This is a genomic window from Streptomyces mirabilis (genome assembly GCF_039503195.1).
GTDB lineage: Bacteria > Actinomycetota > Actinomycetes > Streptomycetales > Streptomycetaceae > Streptomyces > Streptomyces mirabilis_D.
The window spans coordinates 6,384,191-6,405,069 of the sequence record NZ_JBCJKP010000001.1; the positions used below are offsets into that span (position 1 = coordinate 6,384,191).

At 71.2% G+C, this 20,879-nt stretch carries 20 protein-coding genes; 6 read left to right on the forward strand and 14 right to left on the reverse strand.

Annotated features, from left to right (window positions below; genetic code table 11):
• Positions 1 to 84: 84 nt before the first annotated feature.
• Positions 85 to 1,374, reverse strand: a complete 1,290-nt coding sequence (locus AAFF41_RS29510) for an MFS transporter (RefSeq protein WP_319751515.1) — start codon at positions 1,372 to 1,374, stop codon at positions 85 to 87.
• A gap of 62 nt (positions 1,375 to 1,436) precedes the next feature.
• On the opposite strand from AAFF41_RS29510, the gene AAFF41_RS29515 reads away from it, so the two are divergent.
• Entirely contained in the window at positions 1,437 to 2,399 is a 963-nt protein-coding gene (locus tag AAFF41_RS29515; RefSeq protein WP_343324891.1) for a LysR family transcriptional regulator, read from the forward strand.
• A gap of 99 nt (positions 2,400 to 2,498) precedes the next feature.
• On the opposite strand, the gene AAFF41_RS29520 is transcribed toward AAFF41_RS29515, so the two are convergent.
• Positions 2,499 to 3,260, reverse strand: coding sequence for an alpha/beta hydrolase family protein (locus AAFF41_RS29520; RefSeq protein ID WP_343324892.1), 762 nt, complete (start codon positions 3,258 to 3,260; stop codon positions 2,499 to 2,501).
• A gap of 112 nt (positions 3,261 to 3,372) precedes the next feature.
• On the opposite strand from AAFF41_RS29520, the gene AAFF41_RS29525 reads away from it, so the two are divergent.
• Both AAFF41_RS29525 and AAFF41_RS29530 read left to right on the forward strand, forming a co-directional pair.
• A complete protein-coding gene (locus AAFF41_RS29525; RefSeq protein ID WP_319751512.1) occupies positions 3,373 to 4,527 on the forward strand; it encodes an adenosine deaminase in 1,155 nt (384 codons plus the stop codon).
• A gap of 141 nt (positions 4,528 to 4,668) precedes the next feature.
• Positions 4,669 to 5,022 carry an ATP-binding protein gene (locus tag AAFF41_RS29530; protein WP_319751511.1) on the forward strand — a complete coding sequence of 118 codons (354 nt, stop codon included), beginning with the start codon at positions 4,669 to 4,671 and terminating at the stop codon, positions 5,020 to 5,022.
• A gap of 103 nt (positions 5,023 to 5,125) precedes the next feature.
• Here the strand turns inward: AAFF41_RS29530 and AAFF41_RS29535 are convergent, their stop codons facing one another.
• From AAFF41_RS29535 to afsQ1, 5 genes are all read right to left on the reverse strand, one after another.
• On the reverse strand, positions 5,126 to 5,326 hold the full coding sequence (locus AAFF41_RS29535) for a PspC domain-containing protein (protein ID WP_054233643.1): 201 nt from the start codon (positions 5,324 to 5,326) through the stop codon (positions 5,126 to 5,128).
• A 130-nt stretch (positions 5,327 to 5,456) separates the two neighbouring features.
• Positions 5,457 to 6,008 carry a VanZ family protein gene (locus AAFF41_RS29540; protein ID WP_319751510.1) on the reverse strand — a complete coding sequence of 184 codons (552 nt, stop codon included), beginning with the start codon at positions 6,006 to 6,008 and terminating at the stop codon, positions 5,457 to 5,459.
• A gap of 263 nt (positions 6,009 to 6,271) precedes the next feature.
• Positions 6,272 to 6,919 carry a hypothetical protein gene (locus AAFF41_RS29545; protein WP_060901423.1) on the reverse strand — a complete coding sequence of 216 codons (648 nt, stop codon included), beginning with the start codon at positions 6,917 to 6,919 and terminating at the stop codon, positions 6,272 to 6,274.
• Positions 6,916 to 8,592: an ATP-binding protein gene (locus AAFF41_RS29550; RefSeq protein WP_415925959.1), complete on the reverse strand. Its 1,677-nt coding sequence runs from the start codon at positions 8,590 to 8,592 to the stop codon at positions 6,916 to 6,918. The genes AAFF41_RS29545 and AAFF41_RS29550 overlap by 4 nt, the downstream gene beginning before the upstream one ends.
• Positions 8,490 to 9,167: a two-component system response regulator AfsQ1 gene (gene afsQ1, locus AAFF41_RS29555; RefSeq protein ID WP_054233761.1), complete on the reverse strand. Its 678-nt coding sequence runs from the start codon at positions 9,165 to 9,167 to the stop codon at positions 8,490 to 8,492. Before afsQ1 ends, AAFF41_RS29550 begins: the two co-directional genes overlap by 103 nt.
• A 309-nt stretch (positions 9,168 to 9,476) precedes the next feature.
• On the opposite strand from afsQ1, the gene AAFF41_RS29560 reads away from it, so the two are divergent.
• Complete coding sequence (locus AAFF41_RS29560; RefSeq protein ID WP_075028321.1) at positions 9,477 to 10,229, forward strand: SigE family RNA polymerase sigma factor; 753 nt, start codon at positions 9,477 to 9,479, stop codon at positions 10,227 to 10,229.
• 209 nt (positions 10,230 to 10,438) lie between these two features.
• Here AAFF41_RS29560 and AAFF41_RS29565 read toward each other — a convergent pair whose 3' ends face one another.
• Positions 10,439 to 11,065: a uridine kinase family protein gene (locus AAFF41_RS29565; protein WP_319751507.1), complete on the reverse strand. Its 627-nt coding sequence runs from the start codon at positions 11,063 to 11,065 to the stop codon at positions 10,439 to 10,441.
• A 221-nt stretch (positions 11,066 to 11,286) separates the two neighbouring features.
• On the opposite strand from AAFF41_RS29565, the gene AAFF41_RS29570 reads away from it, so the two are divergent.
• Positions 11,287 to 11,694, forward strand: a complete 408-nt coding sequence (locus AAFF41_RS29570) for a hypothetical protein (RefSeq protein WP_319751506.1) — start codon at positions 11,287 to 11,289, stop codon at positions 11,692 to 11,694.
• A 44-nt stretch (positions 11,695 to 11,738) separates the two neighbouring features.
• On the opposite strand, the gene AAFF41_RS29575 is transcribed toward AAFF41_RS29570, so the two are convergent.
• From AAFF41_RS29575 to deoC, 3 genes are read right to left on the reverse strand one after another with little or no spacing between them, the layout of a single operon-like run.
• Positions 11,739 to 12,647: an aldehyde dehydrogenase family protein gene (locus AAFF41_RS29575; RefSeq protein WP_343324893.1), complete on the reverse strand. Its 909-nt coding sequence runs from the start codon at positions 12,645 to 12,647 to the stop codon at positions 11,739 to 11,741.
• A complete protein-coding gene (locus AAFF41_RS29580) occupies positions 12,640 to 14,082 on the reverse strand; it encodes an aldehyde dehydrogenase family protein (RefSeq protein ID WP_343324895.1) in 1,443 nt (480 codons plus the stop codon). The genes AAFF41_RS29575 and AAFF41_RS29580 overlap by 8 nt, the downstream gene beginning before the upstream one ends.
• A 5-nt stretch (positions 14,083 to 14,087) precedes the next feature.
• Entirely contained in the window at positions 14,088 to 15,038 is a 951-nt protein-coding gene (deoC, locus tag AAFF41_RS29585) for a deoxyribose-phosphate aldolase (protein WP_168501258.1), read from the reverse strand.
• A 394-nt stretch (positions 15,039 to 15,432) separates the two neighbouring features.
• On the opposite strand from deoC, the gene AAFF41_RS29590 reads away from it, so the two are divergent.
• Positions 15,433 to 16,074: a PH domain-containing protein gene (locus AAFF41_RS29590; RefSeq protein ID WP_343324896.1), complete on the forward strand. Its 642-nt coding sequence runs from the start codon at positions 15,433 to 15,435 to the stop codon at positions 16,072 to 16,074.
• Positions 16,075 to 16,700: 626 nt separating this feature from the next.
• Here the strand turns inward: AAFF41_RS29590 and AAFF41_RS29595 are convergent.
• The 3 genes from AAFF41_RS29595 to AAFF41_RS29605 form a co-directional block, all read right to left on the reverse strand.
• Entirely contained in the window at positions 16,701 to 17,933 is a 1,233-nt protein-coding gene (locus AAFF41_RS29595) for a hypothetical protein (protein ID WP_415925958.1), read from the reverse strand.
• Positions 17,934 to 18,135: 202 nt separating this feature from the next.
• Positions 18,136 to 19,767, reverse strand: a complete 1,632-nt coding sequence (locus AAFF41_RS29600; protein ID WP_319751502.1) for a phospho-sugar mutase — start codon at positions 19,765 to 19,767, stop codon at positions 18,136 to 18,138.
• 277 nt (positions 19,768 to 20,044) lie between these two features.
• Positions 20,045 to 20,869, reverse strand: a complete 825-nt coding sequence (locus tag AAFF41_RS29605; RefSeq protein ID WP_343324897.1) for a purine-nucleoside phosphorylase — start codon at positions 20,867 to 20,869, stop codon at positions 20,045 to 20,047.
• Positions 20,870 to 20,879 lie beyond the last annotated feature (10 nt).

Below are 20,879 nucleotides of genomic sequence, written 5' to 3' on the forward strand. Positions count from 1 at the left end.
TCGGGCCGGTTGACGGCGTGGAGGCTAGGTGCCGCCACTGACAACGGGGTCCGACCAGGGGGACCGTAGGAGCGTTTGGGACGCTCAGTGCGCCAGGGCCGGTTCGTGGCGGGCCTGGGCGCGGGCCGCGTGGGAGCCGAGCAGTGTGATCGTGACGACGCCGAGGACCGCGAACAGTCCGAGTGCCACCGTCCCGGCCCACCCGCCCGCGTGGAAGGCGACCGCGCCGAGCGTGCTGCCCGCGCTGGAGCCGATGTAGTACGCGGACTGGTAGAGGGCGGAGGCCTGGGCGCGGCCCTGCTTGGCGGTGTGGCTGACCGACGAGGACGCCACCGCGTGGCCCGCGAAGAAGCCCGCGGTGATCAGCACCAGGCCGAGCAGGACGAGGGGGAGGGAGTCGACGAGGGAGAGGAGCAGGCCGGCGGTCGTGGTGCCGCCCGCCAGGTACAGGGAGCCGCGCCGGCCCAGGCGGGCGACCAGCCTGCCCGCCGTGGACGCCGACACCGTACCGACCAGGTACACCAGGAAGATCGAGCCGATGATGCCCTGGGGGAGGGAGAACGGGGCCTCGGTCAGGCGGTAGCCGATCACCGTGTAGACCCCGCCGAAGACCATCATGAACAGCGCGCCGATCGCGTACAGCCGACGCAGCAGCGGGTTCGCGAGGTGGTCACGGACCGTACGGGCCAGCACCCGCGGCCGCAGCGAGCCGGGCGTGAAGTGCTTCGGCGCGGGCAGGAGCATACGGAAGGCGACCGCGCAGGCCACCGCGATGATCCCGATCGTGGCGACGGCGACCCGCCATCCCCACTCCTGCGCGACCCAGCCGGTGATGACCCGGCCGCTCATCCCGCCGACGCTGTTGCCCGCCACGAAGAGGCCGATCGCCGTGATCAGGGCCTTCGGGCGGACCTCCTCCGCCAGATAGGCCGTCGCGGAGGCCGGAAGGCCCGCCAGCGCCGCGCCCTGCACCGCCCGCAGCGCGACCAGCGCGCCGATCGACGGGGCGAAGGGGACCAGGAGCCCGACCGTTACCGCGACCGCCAGCGACGTCGTCATCAACGTACGCCGTCCGAACCGCTCCGACAGCGCGCTCATGGGGAGGACGAACAGCGCCAGCGCACCCGTCGCCGCGGACACCGTCCAGCTCGCCTCGCTCGCGCTGACCCCGAAGTCCGTGGAGACGAGCGGGAGGAGGGCCTGTGTGGAGTAGAGGAGCGCGAAGGTCGCCACACCCGCGAGGAAGAGCGCGAAGCTCATGCGGCGGTAGCCGGGCCCACCCGGGGTGAGACGGGAGTCGACGGCGGCGGTGGAGGACGTGACGGAGGAGGTGGCGCCCACGGTGGTGGACGCCCCGGTACTGGCGGAAGGCATGCTTCGAAACTAAAGAGCCGTCGCTCATCCGTCCAATGCATGGAATCGCCATAATCGTTCCCATGGCGCATCAGCAAAGGTCAGGGCCTCACCTGTCACCGTCCAGTGACACAGAAGACAGCGCGGGCATGTCGAGGCTGCTCGCCCCACGCCTCGCGTACTTCGCCGGGGTCGCCCGTACGGAGCACGTCACGCGCGCCGCGCAGGAGATGCGGGTCCCCCAGTCGACGCTGTCGCGGGCCATGGCCCGGCTCGAACATGACCTGGGCGTCGATCTGTTCGCCCGCCGGGGCCGCACGGTCTCCCTCACCCCCGCGGGCCGTACGTTCCTCTCCTCCGTCGAGCGGGCCCTCGCCGAGATCGAGCGCGCCGCCGAGGAGGTGCGCGCGGACGCCGACCCGGCCACCGGCAAGGTCGCCTTCGGCTTCCTGCACACCATGGGCTCGGAGACCGTCCCCGGCCTGATCCGCGCCTTCCGCGCCGATCACCCCCGGGTCCGCTTCAGCCTCGTCCAGAACTACGGCGAGGCGATGCTGGAGGGACTGCGCTCGGGCGAGCTGGACCTGTGCCTCACCTCGCCGGTGCCGGACGCGCCCGACCTGGTGGGCCGCCTCCTCGACGAGCAGAAGCTCCGGCTCGTCGTCCCGGCCGACCACCGCCTCGCCGCCCGCAAGCGCATCCGCCTCGCCGAGGCCGCCGACGAGACCTTCGTGACCCTCGAACCCGGCTACGGCATGCGCCGCATCACCGACGACCTCTGTCAGGAGGCCGGTTTCAAGCCCCGCATCGCCTTCGAGGGCGAGGAGGCCGAGACCCTACGGGGCCTGGTGGCCGCCGGCCTCGGAGTCGCCCTCCTGCCTCCGCCGGCCGTGCCCCGCCCAGGGGTGGTCGAACTGACGGTCACGGCCCCGAGAGCGGTCCGCGAGATCGGAGTGGCATGGCTGGACGGCCACCCGGACACCCCACCGGTGGCCGCCTTCAAAAGGTTCCTACTGTCGCGAAGGGGCCATCTGCTGCCCGACTAGGGGCACCAGGAGCGCCCCTTCAGGGGCGCGGGGCTCTGACATATGCGGCTCCGCCGCGTGGGCGCGACCAGCCCCCACGCACCCGCAGACACCAACAACCTAACGACGCAACGCCCGCCCGAAGCCGGAGGCAAGCGGCATCCGCAACCCCAACGGCGGCGGCGCGGCCAGCGCGTCCTCCAGAGGGCGCGACACCCCGTGTCCGAACAACGCCCCCATCACGAAGTCCTCCGCCAGCGCGTGCACTTCGGACCGGTACTGGTGCAACCCGTGCCCGTCGGAGTGGACCTCGAACCGGCAGATGTCCCGGTTGGACTTCTTCGCCCGCGCCGCGAGCCGGAAGGACAACTCCGGGTCGGTGCGCTCGTCGTTGGTGCCGTGCACGATCAGCACGCGCCGCCCGGCGAGCTGCTTCACCGGTTCGGGTGGCGCCGCCACGTCGTCCTCGGGCAGCCAGGGGGCGAGCGCCAGAACGGAGTTGACGGCCGTGTGCCCGGCCGCGCGCAGCGCCGCGCGGCCTCCCATGCCCACACCGGCGAGGCACACCGGCACGTCCCCGTAGCGGCGTACGACCTCGTCGGCGGCCCAGGACGCGTCGTTCGCGAGGTGCGCCTCGCTGCCGTTCCAGCCGCGGAAGCGGTAGTGCACGACATGGGTGGCCAGGCCTTCCGCGTGTCCCGCGCGCATGAGCCGGCGGCCGAGCGCGCGTACGGAGGCGGTCGCCCACATCGGGGACGGTCTGCGCGCGGAGACCTCGTCGCCGCCCGGGAGCAGCAGAACCACTCCGCTGACGGCCGTCGGCTCCGGGCCGATCGTCCTCCCCAGCCGGGCGCTGCGAACCGGCGTCGCTTGCTGTGCCATGACAGAACAGTGTCAGAAGTGACGGTGTACGCCACCCGTCCGCGTGGTCACCGTTACGTATCGACGGACGCCGCGACAAGAGATCTACGCGCGTAGGGGCTACAGTGCGAAAATGACGAGCCAGATCCAGAACACCCCGAGCTCGGAACAGATCCGCCGGGCACCCAAGGTCCTGCTGCACGATCACCTCGACGGGGGCCTGCGCCCCGGGACGATCGTCGAACTCGCCCAGGAGACCGGCTATTCCGGGCTCCCCGAGACCGACCCCGACAAACTCGGCGTCTGGTTCCGCGAGGCCGCCGACTCCGGGTCCCTGGAGCGGTACCTGGAGACCTTCGCCCACACCTGTGCCGTCATGCAGACGCGTGAGGCGCTGGTGCGGGTCGCCGCCGAGTGCGCCGAGGATCTCGCCGAGGACGGGGTCGTCTACGCCGAGGTGCGCTACGCGCCCGAGCAGCACCTGGAGACCGGACTCACCCTCGAAGAGGTCGTCGAGGCCGTCAACGAGGGCTTCCGGGAGGGTGAACGGCGTGCCCGGGACAACGGCCACCGCATCCGGGTCGGCGCCCTGCTGACCGCCATGCGGCACGCGGCCCGTGCCCTGGAGATCGCCGAACTGGCCAACCGCTACCGCGACCTGGGTGTGGTGGGCTTCGACATCGCGGGCGCCGAGGCGGGCTTCCCGCCCACCCGTCACCTCGACGCCTTCGAGTACCTCAAGCGCGAGAACAACCACTTCACCATCCACGCCGGCGAGGCCTTCGGGCTCCCCTCCATCTGGCAGGCGCTCCAGTGGTGCGGTGCGGACCGGCTCGGCCACGGTGTGCGGATCATCGACGACATCCAGGTCGCGGCGGACGGCTCGGTGAAGCTCGGACGGCTGGCCTCGTACGTCCGTGACAAGCGCGTCCCGCTGGAACTGTGCCCCAGCTCCAACCTCCAGACCGGCGCCGCCGACTCCTACGCGGAGCACCCGATCGGTCTGCTGCGGCGCCTGCACTTCCGGGCGACCGTGAACACGGACAATCGGCTCATGTCGGGGACGAGCATGTCGCGTGAATTCGAGCACCTGGTCGAGGCGTTCGGTTATTCGCTCGATGATATCCAGTGGTTCTCTGTCAATGCTATGAAGTCAGCATTCATTCCTTTCGATGAACGACTGGCCATGATCAATGACGTGATCAAGCCTGGATATGCAGAGCTCAAGTCCGAATGGCTGTTCCAGCAGACCGCCTCCACCAGGGGTTCCTTGAAGGAACAGGGCTGATCGAAGGAGCGAAAAGCGGCCGGGTCTTCACTTGTTCTCCATGACTCGGCTGCTTTCCGATGTTTGCGGAGGGTGGCTCTGCGTGTTTACGTTTTTGGACCGCTCACATCCCCGTCACACGGATCCAAGGACGCATTCAATATGAAGCAGTCTGCTGCCAAGACCCTCGGTGTCGCCGCTCTCGGTGCCGCATTCGCCGCCGTCGGCGCGGGCGCCGCGAACGCCGCCCCGGCCGTGCCGGACGCCTCCCAGGCGCTGGACACCGTTACCCAGACGCTGCCCGCGCAGAACGCCGCGGCGGCGCTCCCGGGTGCGGGAGAGGCGCTCGCCCACGGGCAGGGCGCGCTCGGCGCGGGGGTGGCCGCGGCCCAGCCCGCCGTCGCGAAGGTCCTTGCCGACGGTCCGGCGGCGCCGTTGGCCGGTCTGCTCGGGGGGCTGCCGCTGCAGGGCCTGCCGACGCACGGTCTGCCGGTGAACGGGCTGCCGATCGGCTGACGCCTTCCGCTTGTTTCGGTCCTTCGCCCGTACGAACGCCGGTGGGGCGCACCCTGATGGGGTGCGCCCCACCGACGTGTCATGCCCTGAGCCGGGCCGGGGGTCACCAGGCCGTGCGGGCCTTGTCCTCGGAGGGGAACAGGATCCACAGCGCTATGTAGAGCAGGAACTGCGGGCCCGGGAGCAGGCAGGAGAGAACGAAGATCACGCGCATCGTGGTCGCGGAGGTGCCGAAGCGCCGCGCCAGCGCTGCGCACACTCCGCCGATCATGCGGCCGTTGGTGGGGCGGGCAAGGGCGGTCATGATGGCTCCTTCGTGAACCGTGGCGGGATGCCGGGGTGTTGGGACATCGACGTCGTCTTCGGCGTCTTCTTCGATGTCTCCGGCTTCGACGTCTTCAACGCTACGGTGACGAAGGGGGCGAAGCGTCGCTCTATGGGGCGATGCCGACCCTGGGAATCGTCGGGGTCCGACCCTGAGCCGTGTCCTCCCGGGGGAGGGCCGCGCGGCGCCGGGTCTCGGCCCGGCGGCGGAACCTGACCCTGGCGGCCGGCACGATCGCGAGATGGGCCAGGGCGACGCCGACCGTGTTGAGCAGCAGGGAGTCGACATCCACGACCTGGCCGGGAACGCCGGTCTGCAGCAGTTCGATGCCCAGCGAGATCAGGGCGCCGGCGGCGACCGTGCGGACGAGGGAGCCGAGCGGGGACGCCGTCAGCCTGCCGCCGGCCATGGGGAGCAGGACGCCGAGTGGGGCGAGCAGGCCGAGGCCATGGCCTATCCGGCGGGCGGCTTCCGCCGGGCCCAGCGCGAGATCGGCTCTGATGCCGGCGAACGGGCGGAGGTTGGCGGGGCTCACCCAGGGGACGTCCAGGGGACGCAGGGTGATCCAGGCGACGAGCGCGAGATGTGCGACGAGGAGGAGAGCTCCTGTCGCACGGACGCGGGTCACGGCGCTGCCGCCGCCTTCGCCTTGACGTTGCACGCCTCCCAAGACGCGGGGGTCGGCAGGATCGGTTCCGGGTTGTTGGTGAGCTTGGGGCCGAGGGGTGAGGGATGCGCCACACGTACGGGGCGGAGCGGGGCGGCTCGGCGCGCGCATAGGGGTGTGGCCGTGGGGCGGTGGGGGCCGGGTCGCGCGGTTCCCAGCGCGCCTGAGCCCGGGGCTTCGCCCCGTATCCCTGCCCGTGCGTAGGCGCTCGTCCGCGGGCCGGTGGGGATGGATCGCGCGGTTCCCCGCGCGCCTGACTACGCGCCGGAGATCGGTGTGGACGGAGGGGACTTGGTGGTGGGGTTGGCGCGCACGTCGGTGGGGCACTCGTAGCTGCGCAGCGGGGTGGCGTCGGGGCCACCGAGGATGACCGAACCGTCGTCCCGCGCGGCGGCGGAGTCGGAGAAGGTGCAGATGATCTGGGCGAGGGCGGCGGAGGTCAGGTCCTGAGGAGGGGTGCTGAGGCGGAGCGCGTCCTCGGGGTCCTTGGGCCGAGGCCCGCTCACCGTCATCCCGCCCCGCACGTCGGTCGTGTAGCCGGCCTGCTGCTCGGGCGTGGAGGGCGTCTCGGCGAGCTCGTCGAGGAGCCCCTGCGCCACCAGAACCCGCCGCACGCCCTCCGCCGTACCGTCGGGAATCCGCACGGACCGGTCGACCGTCACCAGTTGCCCGGAGCAGATCAGGAAGACCTGCACCGGGATGCCGCGCGAGGACTGGGTGGTGATGTCCTGGCCGGACAGCGCGCACGGGACCCGGGACGGCGCCGGACCGAAGTCCGTCGGGACCTGGGTGGAGCGGATACCGCAGCCCGCGAGCAGGACGGCGAGGAGGGGGAGCGAGAGGAGGGAGAGAGAGGCGAGAGGCGTCCGTCGGCGCCCGCCTCGGCCTCGTACCAAGGTCGTCATCCGGCGCTGCCCTCCGTACCGTTCCCGTTCCGTCCGCGCTCGCGCTCGTCGTCGGCGAGCAGCTCCGACGCGTCCTGGGGGAGGCGGAGCGTGAAGACGGCGCCCCCCTTGGGCGTGTTGGCCGCGGTGATCTCGCCGCCGTGGATGTGCGCGTTCTCCAGGGCGATGGACAGGCCCAGACCGCTGCCCTCGGAGCGGGGGCGGGAGGCGCTCGCCTTGTAGAAGCGGTCGAAGACGTGCGGGAGGACGTCCTCGGGGATGCCGGGCCCGTGGTCCTGGACCTCGATGAGAAGGTCGTCGGCCTCCACGCGGACCGAGACACGGACCGGGCTGCCGCCGTGCTTGAGCGCGTTGCCGATGAGGTTCGCGAGGATCACGTCCAGGCGGCGCGGGTCGAGGCGCGCCATGATGCCGCGCTCGGCGTCCAGGTCGACGGCGTCCAGCCAGGCGCGCGCGTCTATGCACGCGGTGATCTGGTCGGCGATGTCCACGTCGTCGAGGACCAGCCGGGCGGTGCCCGCGTCGAAGCGGGTGACCTCCATGAGGTTCTCGACGAGGTCGTTGAGGCGGCGGGTCTCGCTGACGACCAGCCGGACGGCCGGTTCGATCATCGGGTCGACGCTGCCGGTCTCCGCGTCGAGTTCCTCTTCCAGGATCTCCGTCACGGCGGTGATCGCGGTGAGCGGCGTACGGAGTTCGTGGGACATGTCCGCCACGAAGCGGCGGGACGCCTCCTCGCGGGCGCTCATGTCGGCCACGCGCTTCTCCAGGGACTCCGCGGTGTGGTTGAACGTACGGGAGAGGTCCGCGAGTTCGTCCGTACCCGAGACGCGCAGCCGGGTGTCGAGCTTGCCCTCGCCCAGACGGCGGGCCGCGATGCCGAGGCGGTGCACCGGCTTGAGGACCGTCGTCGCGGCGGCCTGGGCGAGCAGCGCCGAGCCGATCAGGGCCAGGCCGGTCGCGATGCCCAGTGACCAGGCCAGCGAGTTGAGGTCCTTGGCCTCGGGCTCCAGGGACTTGAGCATGTAGCCGGTCGTCGTCCCGCCGATCACCTTCGCGCCGCCCACCAGGTACGGCTTGTCGTGGTCGGTGACGCGCTGCCAGTACAGGTGATAGGCCGACTTGTTGTTCGAGGAGAGCGGCTGCTCCTTGTTCACGGCCTTCTGGAGGGACTTGGGTACGTCGTCCAGCGTGAAGGTGTCCAGCGCGGAGTTGCCGATGACCTTCTTGCCGTTGCCGTCCTGGGCGACGAGGAGCACGCTGAAGCGCTGGCTGCTGTTGGCCATCTGGCCCGCCGTGCGCTGCAGTTCGTCCTGCGCCGGGTGCACCGGCAGCATGCTCGCGTGGTTGCGCATCTCCTGCTGGAAGTCGCGCAGCACCGCGTCCTGCGTACGCGTCAGCACGGCCTCGCGGTTGAGCCAGTACGCGATGCCCGACGCCGACACGGCGGCCGTGAGCGCGACGAGTCCGAACACCACGACCAGCCGCAGTCTCAGGCTCGTGAAGCGCAACCCCGCCAGGATCGCCCGGCGCGCCGCGGCCCAGCCGCGGAGCTCGTCGTGCGGTGGGGTCACTGAGGAGTGTCCAGTCGGTAGCCGACTCCGCGGACCGTACGGATCAGGGTGGGCGAGGACGGAACGTCCTCGATCTTCGCGCGCAGCCGCTGGACACACGCGTCCACCAGCCGCGAGTCGCCCAGGTAGTCGTGCTCCCACACCAGCCGCAGCAACTGCTGGCGGGACAGCGCCTGTCCGGGCCGGCGGCTCAGCTCCAGGAGCAGCCGCAGCTCGGTGGGTGTCAGCTGCAGATCCTCGCCGTTCTTGGTGACCGTCATGGCCGCACGGTCGATGACGAGGGAACCGAACGTCGCCGAGTCGTTGGCCTCACGCTCCCCGCGCCGCAGCACGGCCCTGATACGGGCGTCGAGCACCCGCCCCTGCACGGGCTTGACGACATAGTCGTCGGCGCCGGACTCGAGTCCGACCACGACGTCGATGTCGTCGCTGCGCGCGGTCAGCAGAATGATCGGCAGCTGGTCCGTGCGCCGGATGCGCCGGCACACCTCGAACCCGTCGATGCCGGGCAGCATCACGTCCAGCACGATCAGATCCGGCCGCTGCTCACGCAACAGTTTCAGACCGTCCTCGCCGGTGGCAGCGGTGGCCACCCGGTGTCCCTGGCGCGTCAAAGAGAGCTCCAGGGCCGTCCGGATGGCGTCGTCGTCCTCGATCAGCAACAGGGAAGGCACGAACGTCATTCTGGCCCATGGCGAGGGACTCTTTCGACAGTTGGAGCGCTCCCACCCATCTCTCGCACAGAAGGGGGCGCCCGAAGGGCGTCCGCGTAGCCGTACCGCTCTCCTCTGTGACCGCGCTGTGATCGTGCCGTGACGCGTCTGGGGAGGGGCCCTGTGACAGGTCTGTGACAGTCGGCGGACACGGCCATGAAGTGGCCCGGGCAAGCTTTTCGACACAAGCAAGAGAGCACGACGGCAAGACGGCAACACAGCACGACGGAACGAACAGAAGAACCGGAACTCCACGACGGGGGGCGCGAGATGAACACGCTGCACAGCACCAGCACTAGCGCAGTTGTCACGCGGCTCCACGACGTCAGGGGTTCGGAGAAGTCCGGTGCCGTGAGCGGGCGGGGGTGCGCTCGCGGCACCGGGCGTCAGCACACCACGTACATGACGGTGGTTGACGCCTTCACGGGGGAGAACGGCGGTAACGGGGGAGCTCACGGGGGAGCCGCGTACAGGGAGGCCACGGGGGAACGTCGCTCGGTGTCGGAGGCGGAGTTCACCGCCTACGTCCAGGAGCGCCGCGCCTCCCTGTACGCAACCGCCTACCACCTGACCGGGGACCGCTTCGAGGCCGAGGACCTGCTGCAGAGCGCGCTGTTCTCGACGTACCGGGCCTGGGACCGGATCAGTGACAAGGCCGCGGTCGGGGGCTACCTCCGCCGCACCATGACCAATCTGCACATCAGCGCGTGGCGCCGCCGCAAGCTGAACGAGTACCCGACCGAGGAACTGCCGGAGACCGCCGGTGACACGGACGCGATGCGCGGCACCGAGCTGCGCGCCGTGCTGTGGCAGGCGCTGGCCCGGCTGCCCGAACTCCAGCGCACCATGCTGGTCCTTCGTTACTACGAGGGCCGCACGGACCCGGAGATCGCGGAGATCCTCGACATCAGTGTCGGCACGGTGAAGTCGAGCATCTGGCGGTCGCTGCGCCGGATGCGTGAGGACGAGGTCCTCAGCTTCGGCCGTGACGAGGAGGAGTCCTTCGGGGAGCTCGTCGCCTGAAGGTCTGTGGGGAGCGGGGCAACCGGTGGTACCGGTTGGTACGGGGGAGCAGTACCGGGGGGAAAGCCAACGGGGTCGGGGGACCCCTGAGGAGCACGGGGGAAACGAGAAAAGGTCCGGGCGGACGGGGGGTCCGCCTGGGCCTCTTTTCGCGTTCTGGCCCCTCGCGGTGGGTGGCCTCTTCGCGTGTCCCGGCGCAGGGCCCCTGACTACGCCGGTGCCGTGCAGCGTCCGGCGGCCGCCGCGGCCAGTCGGCCCAGGGCCTCGTCCTTGTCGCAGGGGTGGGCGCCCAGCGCGCTCTGCCGGGCCACGATCGAACGTTCGGCGCGCATCAGGCGCCAGCCGCGGCGCAGCAGGAACGGGACCGACTTGCGGCCCTCCCGCAGATCCCGCAGGAAACGGCGACGGAACGTGGTCAGCGGGCCGCGGGACAGACACAGCGCGTCGGCCAGCATCCCCAGCTCCCGGCAGCGCTCGACGATCTCGGCGGCGAAGATGCCCTCCGCGATGAACAGCGGTGTCCGCTCGATGTGCAGCGCCTCCGCGCCGGTACGGGCGCTCAGCCCGATGTCGTAGACGGGAACGGTCGTGCGTCCCGTACGGCACAGCTCCTCGATCGCCGCGACCGCGATGTCCGCGTCCCACGACTGCGGATGGTCCCAGTCGATGTCGGAGCTGCCCTCGACCTGGGGGAGCGTCGGGTCGGTGCCCTCTTTGTAGAAGTCGTCGAGGCGGAGCACGGGAAGTCCGGAGGCGGCCGCGAGAAGGGACTTTCCAGAGCCGGAGGGGCCGCAGAGCAGCACCACACGGGTCGGTATCGGAGGATGGGAACCCAATTCTCTGTACCTTCTGTGACTCGGCCGGGCCACGCCGCGCTTCGGCAGGCCTCCGGAACATTATCCCGAAGGATTATCGGGGTTACGTCCGTATGCCTGTTGACCCGCACAGGGGAATCCGCCGCCATCGCCGCCCGGAACGGCATCCGGGTCAACTACTCTGCGTGCGAATCCCGTTGCTCTCCGCCCGCATTCGTTACGTTCACCGAAGAGGACACCCGATGGCGCGACACGCACACCAGCAGACCCCCCTGGCCCGCACCACCACGCGCATCGCCGTCGCGCTCGGGGTGGTCGCCGCCGGTGCGGCCGCCGCGAGTCCGGCCGTCGCGGCCCCCGCCGTGGATCTGACGCGCACCCAGCCCACCTCGCTGGGCAACCTCGACCCGCAGGCGGGCCTGGGGGTCCTGACCGGCTCGGTGGGATACGTCACCGGTCCGATCGCCGGCCTCAAGCCCAACCCGCTCGCCGGCACGGGGGTCGACCCGCTCGACAACGGGGTGGGCACCCAGCTCGCGGACTTCAAGCCGCTGACCTCGCGGGCCCTGACGGGGCCGCTGGCGCAGGCGCGGTCGGTGGGGAGCGTGCCGGTGGTGGGGCAGGCGTTGGGGTCGCTGGGGGGTGCGTGAGTCTCCCCGTGCCCCGTGCCCCGTCCCGGGGCACGGGGAAACGCTCAGTAGGACGAGCCGGAGGCGCCGAGCGCGCCCGTCGGGTGCCAGACCGTCTTCGTCTCCAGGAAGGCCGTCAGGCGCTCGATGCCGGGCGTCCGTGAATAATCCACAGCCTGTGGACGGACGACCCGCTTCAGGTTGTCGGCCGCGGCGATCTCCAGCTCCTTCGCCAGTACGTCGTCCGCGCCCGCGAGGTCGATCGCGTTGACGTCCTGGTGCGCGGCGAGGGGCGCCGCGATCTCCGCCGTCTTTCCGGAGAGGACGTTGACGACACCGCCCGGAAGGTCGGAGGTCGCCAGCACCTCGCCCAGCGACAGCGCCGGGAGCGGGGACTTCTCGCTCGCGATCACGATCACCGTGTTGCCGGTCGCGATCACCGGGGCGATCACCGAGACCAGGCCCAGGAAGGACGACTCCTGGGGCGCGAGGACGGTGACGACGCCCGTCGGCTCCGGGGTGGACAGGTTGAAGAAGGGACCCGCGACCGGGTTGCCGCCGCCCACCACCTGGGCGATCTTGTCGGTCCAGCCCGCGTACCAGACCCAGCGGTCGATCGTCGCGTCGACGACCGCGCCAGCCTTGGACTTCGACAGGCCCTCCGCGTCCGCGACCTCACGGACGAACTGGTCCTTGCGGCCCTCCAGCATCTCGGCGACGCGGTAGAGGATCTGACCGCGGTTGTACGCCGTCGCGCCGGACCAGCCGCCGAACGCCTTACGGGCGGCGACCACCGCGTCACGGGCGTCCTTGCGGGAGGAGAGCGGCGCGTTGGCCAGCCACTTGCCCTTGGAGTCGGTCACCTCGTACACCCGGCCGCTCTCGGAACGCGGGAACTTCCCACCCACGTACAGCTTGTAGGTCTTGAAGACGCTCAGTCGCTGCTGCTCGGTCTTGTCGGTCTTCTCAGACATCGAGGTACGCCTCCAGGCCGTGGCGACCGCCCTCGCGGCCGAAGCCCGACTCCTTGTAACCGCCGAACGGCGAGGTCGGGTCGAACTTGTTGAACGTGTTGGACCAGATGACGCCCGCGCGCAGCTTGCTCGCGACGGCGAGGATCCGGGAGCCCTTCTCGGTCCAGATGCCGGCGGAGAGGCCGTACTGGGAGTTGTTGGCCTTGGCGACGGCCTCGTCGGGGGTCCGGAAGGTGAGGACGGACAGGACCGGGCCGAAGATCTCGTCGCGCGCGATGGTGTGCGCCTGGGTGACGTTCGTGAAGAGCGTCGGGGCGAACCAGTAGCCGGAGGAGGGGAGTGCACAGGCCGGGGACCAGCGCTCGGCACCCTCGGCCTCGCCCTGTTCGACGAGCGAGGTGATACGGGACAGCTGCTCGGCGGAGTTGATCGCGCCGATGTCCGTGTTCTTGTCCAGGGGGTCGCCGAGGCGGAGGGTGGACAGGCGGCGCTTGAGCGAGTCCAGCAGCTCGTCGTGGATCGACTCCTGGACGAGGAGACGGGAGCCCGCGCAGCAGACCTGGCCCTGGTTGAAGAAGATGCCGGTGACGACGCCCTCGACGGCCTGGTCGATGGGGGCGTCGTCGAAGACGATGTTCGCGCCCTTGCCGCCGAGTTCGAGGGTGACCTTCTTGTCCGTGCCCGCGACCTGGCGGGCGATCGCCTTGCCGACGGCGGTGGAGCCGGTGAAGGCCACCTTGTTCACGTCGGGGTGCTCGACGAGCGCGGCGCCCGCGTCGCCGTATCCCGGGAGGATGTTGACGACGCCCTTGGGCAGGCCCGCCTGGCGGCAGATGTCCGCGAAGAACAGGGCGGACAGGGGGGTCGTCTCGGCGGGCTTGAGGACGACCGTGTTGCCGGTCGCCAACGCCGGGGCGATCTTCCACGCCAGCATCAGGAGGGGGAAGTTCCAGGGGATGACCTGGCCCGCGACGCCCAGCGGGCGGGGGTTCGCGCCGAAGCCGGCGTGGTCGAGCTTGTCGGCCCAGCCCGCGTAGTAGAAGAAGTGCGCGGCGACCAGGGGGAGGTCGGCGTCGCGGGTCTCCTTGATCGGCTTGCCGTTGTCCAGGGTCTCCAGGACGGCGAGCTCGCGGCTGCGCTCCTGGATGATCCGGGCGATGCGGAAGAGGTACTTGGCGCGCTCGGAGCCCGGCAGGGCCGACCACTTCTCGAAGGCCCTGCGGGCGGCCTTCACGGCGCGGTCCACGTCCTCCGCGCCCGCCTGGGCGACCTCGGACAGGACCTCTTCGGTGGAGGGGGAGACGGTCTTGAAGACCTTGCCGTCCGCCGCCTCGGTGAACTCGCCGTCGATGAACAGGCCGTAGGAGGGCGCGATGTCGACGACGGAGCGGGACTCGGGCGCCGGTGCGTACTCGAATGCGGATGCGGATGCCATGGTGATCAGTCCACCGTCACGTAGTCGGGGCCGGAGTAGCGGCCGGTGGCCAGTTTCTGACGCTGCATCAGCAGGTCGTTCAGGAGCGAGGAGGCGCCGAAGCGGAACCAGTGGTTGTCCAGCCAGTCCGCGCCCGCGGTCTCGTTCACCAGGACCAGGAACTTGATGGCGTCCTTGGTGGTGCGGATGCCGCCGGCGGGCTTCACGCCGACCTGGACGCCGGTCTGGGCGCGGAAGTCGCGGACCGCCTCCAGCATGAGGAGCGTGTTCGCCGGGGTCGCGTTGACGGCGACCTTGCCGGTCGAGGTCTTGATGAAGTCCGCGCCCGCCAGCATGCCGAGCCAGCTCGCGCGGCGGATGTTGTCGTACGTCGAGAGCTCGCCGGTCTCGAAGATGACCTTCAGGCGGGCACTGGTCCCGCAGGCCTCCTTCACGGCGGTGATCTCGTCGTACACCTTCATGTACTTGCCCGCGAGGAACGCCCCGCGGTCGATGACCATGTCGATCTCGTCGGCGCCGGCGGCGACCGCGTCGTGTACGTCGGCGAGCTTCACGTCGAGGGCCGCGCGGCCGGCCGGGAAGGCGGTGGCGACCGAGGCGACCTTCACGCCGGAGCCGGCGACGGCGTCCTTGGCGGTGGCCACCATGTCGGGGTACACGCAGACGGCCGCGGTGGTGGGCGTCGTACGGTCCGTGGGGTCGGGGTGGACCGCCTTGGCGCCGAGCGCCCGGACCTTGCCCGGGGTGTCCGCGCCTTCCAGCGTCGTCAGGTCGACCATCGAGATGGCGAGGTCGATGGCGTACGCCTTCGCGGTCGTCTTGATGGAACGGGTGCCGAGCGAGGCGGCGCGCGCCTCCAGGCCGACCGTGTCGACGCCGGGGAGCCCGTGGAGGAAGCGGCGCAGCGTGCTGTCCGACGCGGTTACGTCGCCGAGTGCGGGTGCAGTGGTGGGCATGGTCACGAGCTGAGCATATCTACGCGCGTAGCGGCTGTACACCCCCGGGGGCGGGTGTGGGGCAGTGCACGCCCGGACATCTCCCGCCGCCCCCAGACTCCCCCAAGCTCTCGGCTTCGCTCGAGCAGGGGGACTCCATCATCCCAGGGGGCTCCGCCCCTTCGACTCCGCCGGGGGTTCGCCTGCACCGGTCAGCCGTCCGCCCCTGGATCCCCGCATCGCCCGAATGGTTCGCCCTCGAACGCCGGGGGGCCGGGCTTTCAGGGGCGCGGGGAACTGCGCGATCAGCCCTTGTCCACCCGTAGACGAACGAATCCCCGCCCGCCCGCGGCGACGCGGCGGCGTGGGCGGGGGTGAAGGAAGTGTTCAGGAGGCGTCGGGCAGAATCGGAGGCATGACGACCCCGGATGACCAGCCACCCGCGCCGGACGCCCCGCGACCCGAGTCGCAGGACCGGATCTACCGGTCGCACGCCGGTATCGCCGGCGGCGTACTGCTGCTCGCCATCACGGGCTGGCTCGGCATCGACGCGCTGGTCACCGGCCACGGCCGCACCCCCTGGCTGGCACTCGCCGCGCTGATCCTCCTGGTTCCGCTGGTGGCCGCCTTCACCTTGCGCCCCGCCGTCTACGCCAACGAGGACCGGCTGCGCGTGCGTAACCCGTTCCGTGTCGTCGTGCTGCCCTGGAGCAAGGTCGCCTCCCTGCGCTCCGGGTACTCCAACGAGGTGGTCGACGCCGAGGGCGCCAAGTTCCAGCTCTGGGCGATCCCCGTCTCGCTGCGCGCCCGCAAGGCCGCGGCCCGACGGCAGGCGCGCAACGCCGCAGCCGACAGCAGCGGCCGTACCTCCTCGGTGGCGAGCGGGCCCACCCGTTCGCACTCCGACCAGGTCATGGACGACCTGCGCGAACTCGCCGAGGCCCGGGCGGCCTCGGCGGGCGCGCAGGGCGAGGTGAGCGTGCGGTGGGCGTACGAGGTCATGGCTCCCGCGCTCGCGGGGGCCGTGGTCCTGGTGATCCTGCTGGCGGTGGGGTGACGCCAGGACGGCGCGGCGGACCGGTGTCCGTCGTCGCGCAGCGCCGACCCTGACCCATCGCCCCCAACGAGTCGTCGGCCGGGGCGGTGCCGGGGGGCAGGGCGAAGGTCAGGGTGCAGGTGGTCGTGGTGGCGACCCGTCGGACCGCAGGTCGCCGTCGAGGCGACGGTGCTGTCCGGGGCGCCGAAGGGGCCGTGGTAGAGCGTGGCGTTGACCTGCTGGAGACCGGACGGGTCGGCCGTACCGGAACTACGGCGAGTGCCGTGCGGCGTTCGAGTGCTTGTGCGCCGACATCGGGAAATTACCCGGCGCGGTGCACCACACCGCGGAAGGCGGTGGATGGGTCTGGCGGCTGCGTGACGGCAACGGCGGCGCCGTGGCCGTGTCCTCGCGTGCCTACGAGCGGTACTCGACGCGCCGGGCCGCCTACGAACGTTTCCGGTTCTCCTGGCCGAGCTCGGTCGGGTGGGGTGGTCCCGTGGGACGAGGCCGAGGGATGGGGCGAGCCGAGTGGGGGGCCCGAGTGATGGGGCGACCCCGAGCGAACGGACGGGGCATGCGACAGCCCAACTCCCCGTGAAGCGCGAGACGTTCGAATCCAGGTGTGGTGCCGTACGGACGCCGGCTCAGGGCGCGCTCGGCCACACCAGCGCCATGTACGCGCTCCAGTACGCCGAACTCAGCAGCGCCGCGGTCACGGCGAGGACCCGGAAGCGGGCTGAGGCGCGGGACAGATGGAGGGCCAGCGGGAGCAGGAGCGGGAAGCCGGGCAGGAGGAAGCGGGCACGGGGGAAGTAGACGCCGCCGCTGCCCAGCACGATCAGCAGCAGGACACCGGTGAAGACCAGCAGAGGGAGCGGCTGCCGGTCCCAGGCCCCCAGGGCGTAGAGGACCACGGACACGATCAGCGTGAGCGTCACCATCACCAGGAACAGCTCCGGCCTGGAGTCGTTCGCGAGGACCTCCCGCACACGGCGCAGGGTCTCCGCGCCGCCGTCCCAGTCGTTGTGCCACAGCCGCTGCACGGCGAAGTACCCGTCCCATCGGCCCAGGCGCACGCCCACCCAGCCGACGTAGGCGAACCAGCCCGCCGGGGCGAGGGCCGCGGCCGCGAGGACGCGGGGCGAGAAGCGGTGCCGCAGGGAGAGCAGGGCCGTGACGGTGACCGCGGCCGCCGCCGCGATGCCCGTCGGGCGGGTCAGGCCCGACAACGACGCCAGGGTGCCCGCCCAGAGCCAGCGGCCGGTGAGCACCGCGTACAGCGACCAGGCGGCGAACGCCGTGAAGAGGGACTCGGTGTAACCCATCCACTGGACCTGGCCGACCGGAAGGGCCGCCCACAGGAACGTCAGCAGCAGGGCCACGCGCCGGCCGTGGAGATGGTGGCCGACGGCGAAGACCCCCCACGCGGCGAGGAAGGAGGCGACGATCGAGATCGCCAGGCCCGTCGTGGCGCGCGTACCCGGGGTCAGGACCGCGGCCGCCTTGACCAGCAACGGGTACAGCGGGAAGAACGCGAGGTTGTTCGCGTCGTACCGGGTGCCCAGGTGGTGGGTGTAGCCGTGCTGGGCGATGCCCAGATACCAGTCCGCGTCCCACTGCGTGGCCAGGACGGGCCACACGCCGTGGTGTTGATGGTGCGCCCACTGGGTGAGGAACAGCAGACTCACGAGGCGTACGGCCCCGTAGGCGAGCAGGGCGGGGGCCGCCCGGCGCAGCTGGGTGCGGAAGGCGCACAGGGTGCCTGTGCGCGCCCACGTGCTGGTGCCCGTACTGGTGTTCGTGTTCGTGGTCGCGGGGAATTCGCCGGGAGCGTTCCGGGGTGGGGAGGATGTCGGCCGGGAGGCGGTCGAGGACACGCGGCAGCTCCTGGGGCTCGGCGGTGCGCTACCGCCAACCGTTCCTCGGTCGGATGGTGGCGCACCGGAGCGCTGCGTCAACTGCCGGGCGGAATTCACCCGTACGTGGCTGGGTGCTGGACTCGGGCCCTCGCGAAGGCGCCGGATCCGAGGCGCCGGATCCGAGACGCGGGATCCGAGGCGCGGGATCCGAGACGCGGGATCAGATGCCGGCCACCGCCGACAGGTCCCGCTTGATCCCCGCGAGCAGCTCGGCGGCCTTCGCGTGGGCCGTGGGCAGCTCGGCGTGCGAGCCCACCGGGACCACGACCTCCAGGTAGCACTTCAGCTTCGGCTCGGTGCCGCTGGGGCGGACGATGACGCGGGCGCCGGCCAGCGTGTACCGCAGCCCGTCGGTCGGCGGAAGCGTGTCCGTGCCCTTCGTCAGGTCCTCGGACCTGGTGATGGGCAGGCCCGCCAGCTCCGTCGGGGGCTGCTCGCGCAGCCGGCCCATCGCGTTCGCGATGACCGACAGGTCCTCCACGCGGACCGCGAGCTGGTCGGTGGCGTGCAGACCGTGTGCCACGGCGATGTCGTCGAGGAGATCGAGGAGGGTGCGGCCCGCCTCCTTCAGCTCGGAGGCGAGTTCCGTGATGAGCAGGGCCGCGGTGATGCCGTCCTTGTCGCGTACGCCGTCCGGGTCGACGCAGTACCCGAGCGCCTCCTCGTAGCCGTAGCGCAGGCCCTCCACCCGGGCGATCCACTTGAAGCCGGTGAGCGTCTCCTCGTAGGGGAGGCCCGCCTTCTCGGCGATCCGGCCGAGGAGGGAGGAGGAGACGATCGACTCCGCGAAGGTGCCGCGCGCGCCGCGGTTCACCAGGTGCTGGGCGAGCAGCGCGCCGACCTCGTCGCCGCGCAGCATGCGCCAGTCGGCACCGTCCCTGACGGCCACCGCGCAACGGTCCGCGTCCGGGTCGTTGGCGATGATCAGGTCGGGTCCGGTCTCGCGGGCCTTCGCGAAGGCCAGGTCCATCGCGCCGGGCTCTTCCGGGTTGGGGAAGGCGACGGTGGGAAAGTCGGGGTCCGGTTCCGCCTGCTCGGCGACGAGCACGGGCTCCGGGAAGCCGGCCCGGGCGAAGGCGGCGAGCAGGACGTCCTTGCCGACACCGTGCATCGCCGTGTAGACGGTGCGGGCGGTGCGGGGGGAGCCCTGGGCGAGGACGGCGTCCGTACGGGCCAGGTAGGCGTTCAGGACGCCCTCGTCGAGGGTCTCCCAGCCGGAGTCCGGGCGGGGGACGTCGGCGAGGCTGCCGACGGCGGCGATCTCGGCGGCGATCTCGGCGTCCGCAGGGGGGACGATCTGCGAACCGTCGCCCAGGTAGACCTTGTAGCCGTTGTCGCGGGGCGGGTTGTGGCTGGCGGTGACCTCCACGCCGGCCACGGCGCCGAGATGCCGTATGGCGTACGCCAGGACGGGCGTCGGCAGGGGGCGGGGGAGGACGGCGGCGCGCAGGCCCGCGCCCGTCATCACCGCGGCGGTGTCGCGGGCGAAGTCGGCGGACTTGTGGCGGGCGTCGTAGCCGATGACGACGAGGCCGTCCGTCTCGCCCTGCTTCCTGAGGTACGCGGCCAGGCCGGCGGCGGCACGGATGACCACCGCGCGGTTCATGCGCATCGGGCCCGCGCCGAGTTCGCCCCGGAGGCCGGCGGTGCCGAACTGGAGGGTGCCACTGAAGCGTGCGGTGAGCTCGGGGACGTCCTTGGCGGCGATGAGCTCGGCGAGTTCCTCGCGGGTTTCCGGGTCGGGGTCCTCGGCGAGCCACGCCTCGGCCCGTGCGATGAGTTCGTCCTGCACGTCGGGTGAACCTCTCTGTTTGTGCTGCCCTTGCTTGTGTACCCGGCCAGGGGGTGGGTGTGTCGGCTGCGGGCCGGTGGGGCCGGTCGCGCAGTTCCCCGCGCCCCTGAAGGGGTGCTGCGCGCACCCTCCAGCCCGTCCGGCGTTCGAGGACGAGGCCCTTCACGCCGATGGGGGTCTGGGCCGGAGCCCCCAGTTTGAGGATGATGGGGGTGCCCCCTGGTCGAGCGAAGCCGAGAGCGCGGGGGAGGGCAGGGGCGGCGGGGGCGATCGAGCCCTACAGGCGGTCCAGGACCTGGGTGAGCAGGGAGCCCATGCGGGTCGCGGAGTCGCGGCCCGCCTGGAGGACCTCCTCGTGGTTGAGAGGCTCGCCCGTCATACCGGCGGCGAGGTTGGTGACGAGGGAGATGCCGAGGACCTCCGCACCGGCCTCACGCGCCGCGATCGCCTCGAGAACCGTCGACATGCCGACGAGGTCCGCGCCGAGGACACGAGCCATCCGGATCTCGGCCGGCGTCTCGTAGTGCGGCCCGGTGAACTGCGCGTAGACGCCCTCCTCCAGGGTGGGGTCGACCTCCTTGCAGAGGGCGCGCAGCCGCGGCGAGTACAGGTCGGTCAGGTCGACGAAGTTCGCCCCGACGATCGGGGACGTCGCCGTCAGGTTGATGTGGTCGCTGATCAGCACCGGCTGGCCGGGGCGCATGTCCGCGCGCAGGCCACCGCAGCCGTTCGTGAGCACGATGGTCTTGCAGCCCGCGGCGACGGCGGTACGCACGCCGTGCGCGACGGCGGCGACCCCGCGGCCCTCGTAGTAGTGGGTGCGGCCGAGGAAGACCAGGGCCCGCTTGTCACCGACCTTGTACGAGCGGATCTTGCCGCCGTGCCCCTCGACCGCCGGCGGGGGGAACCCGGGCAGCTCGGTGACCTGGAACTCGGCCTCGGGGGTGCCGAGGGCGTCCACGGCCGGAGCCCAGCCGGAGCCCATCACGAGCGCGACGTCGTGGGTCTCGGCGCCCGTGAGCTCCCGCAGGCGGGTGGCGGCGGCGTCGGCGGCGGCGTGGGGGTCGCCCTGGATGTCGTCCGGAAGAAGAGATGCGTTCACGCGCATGAGG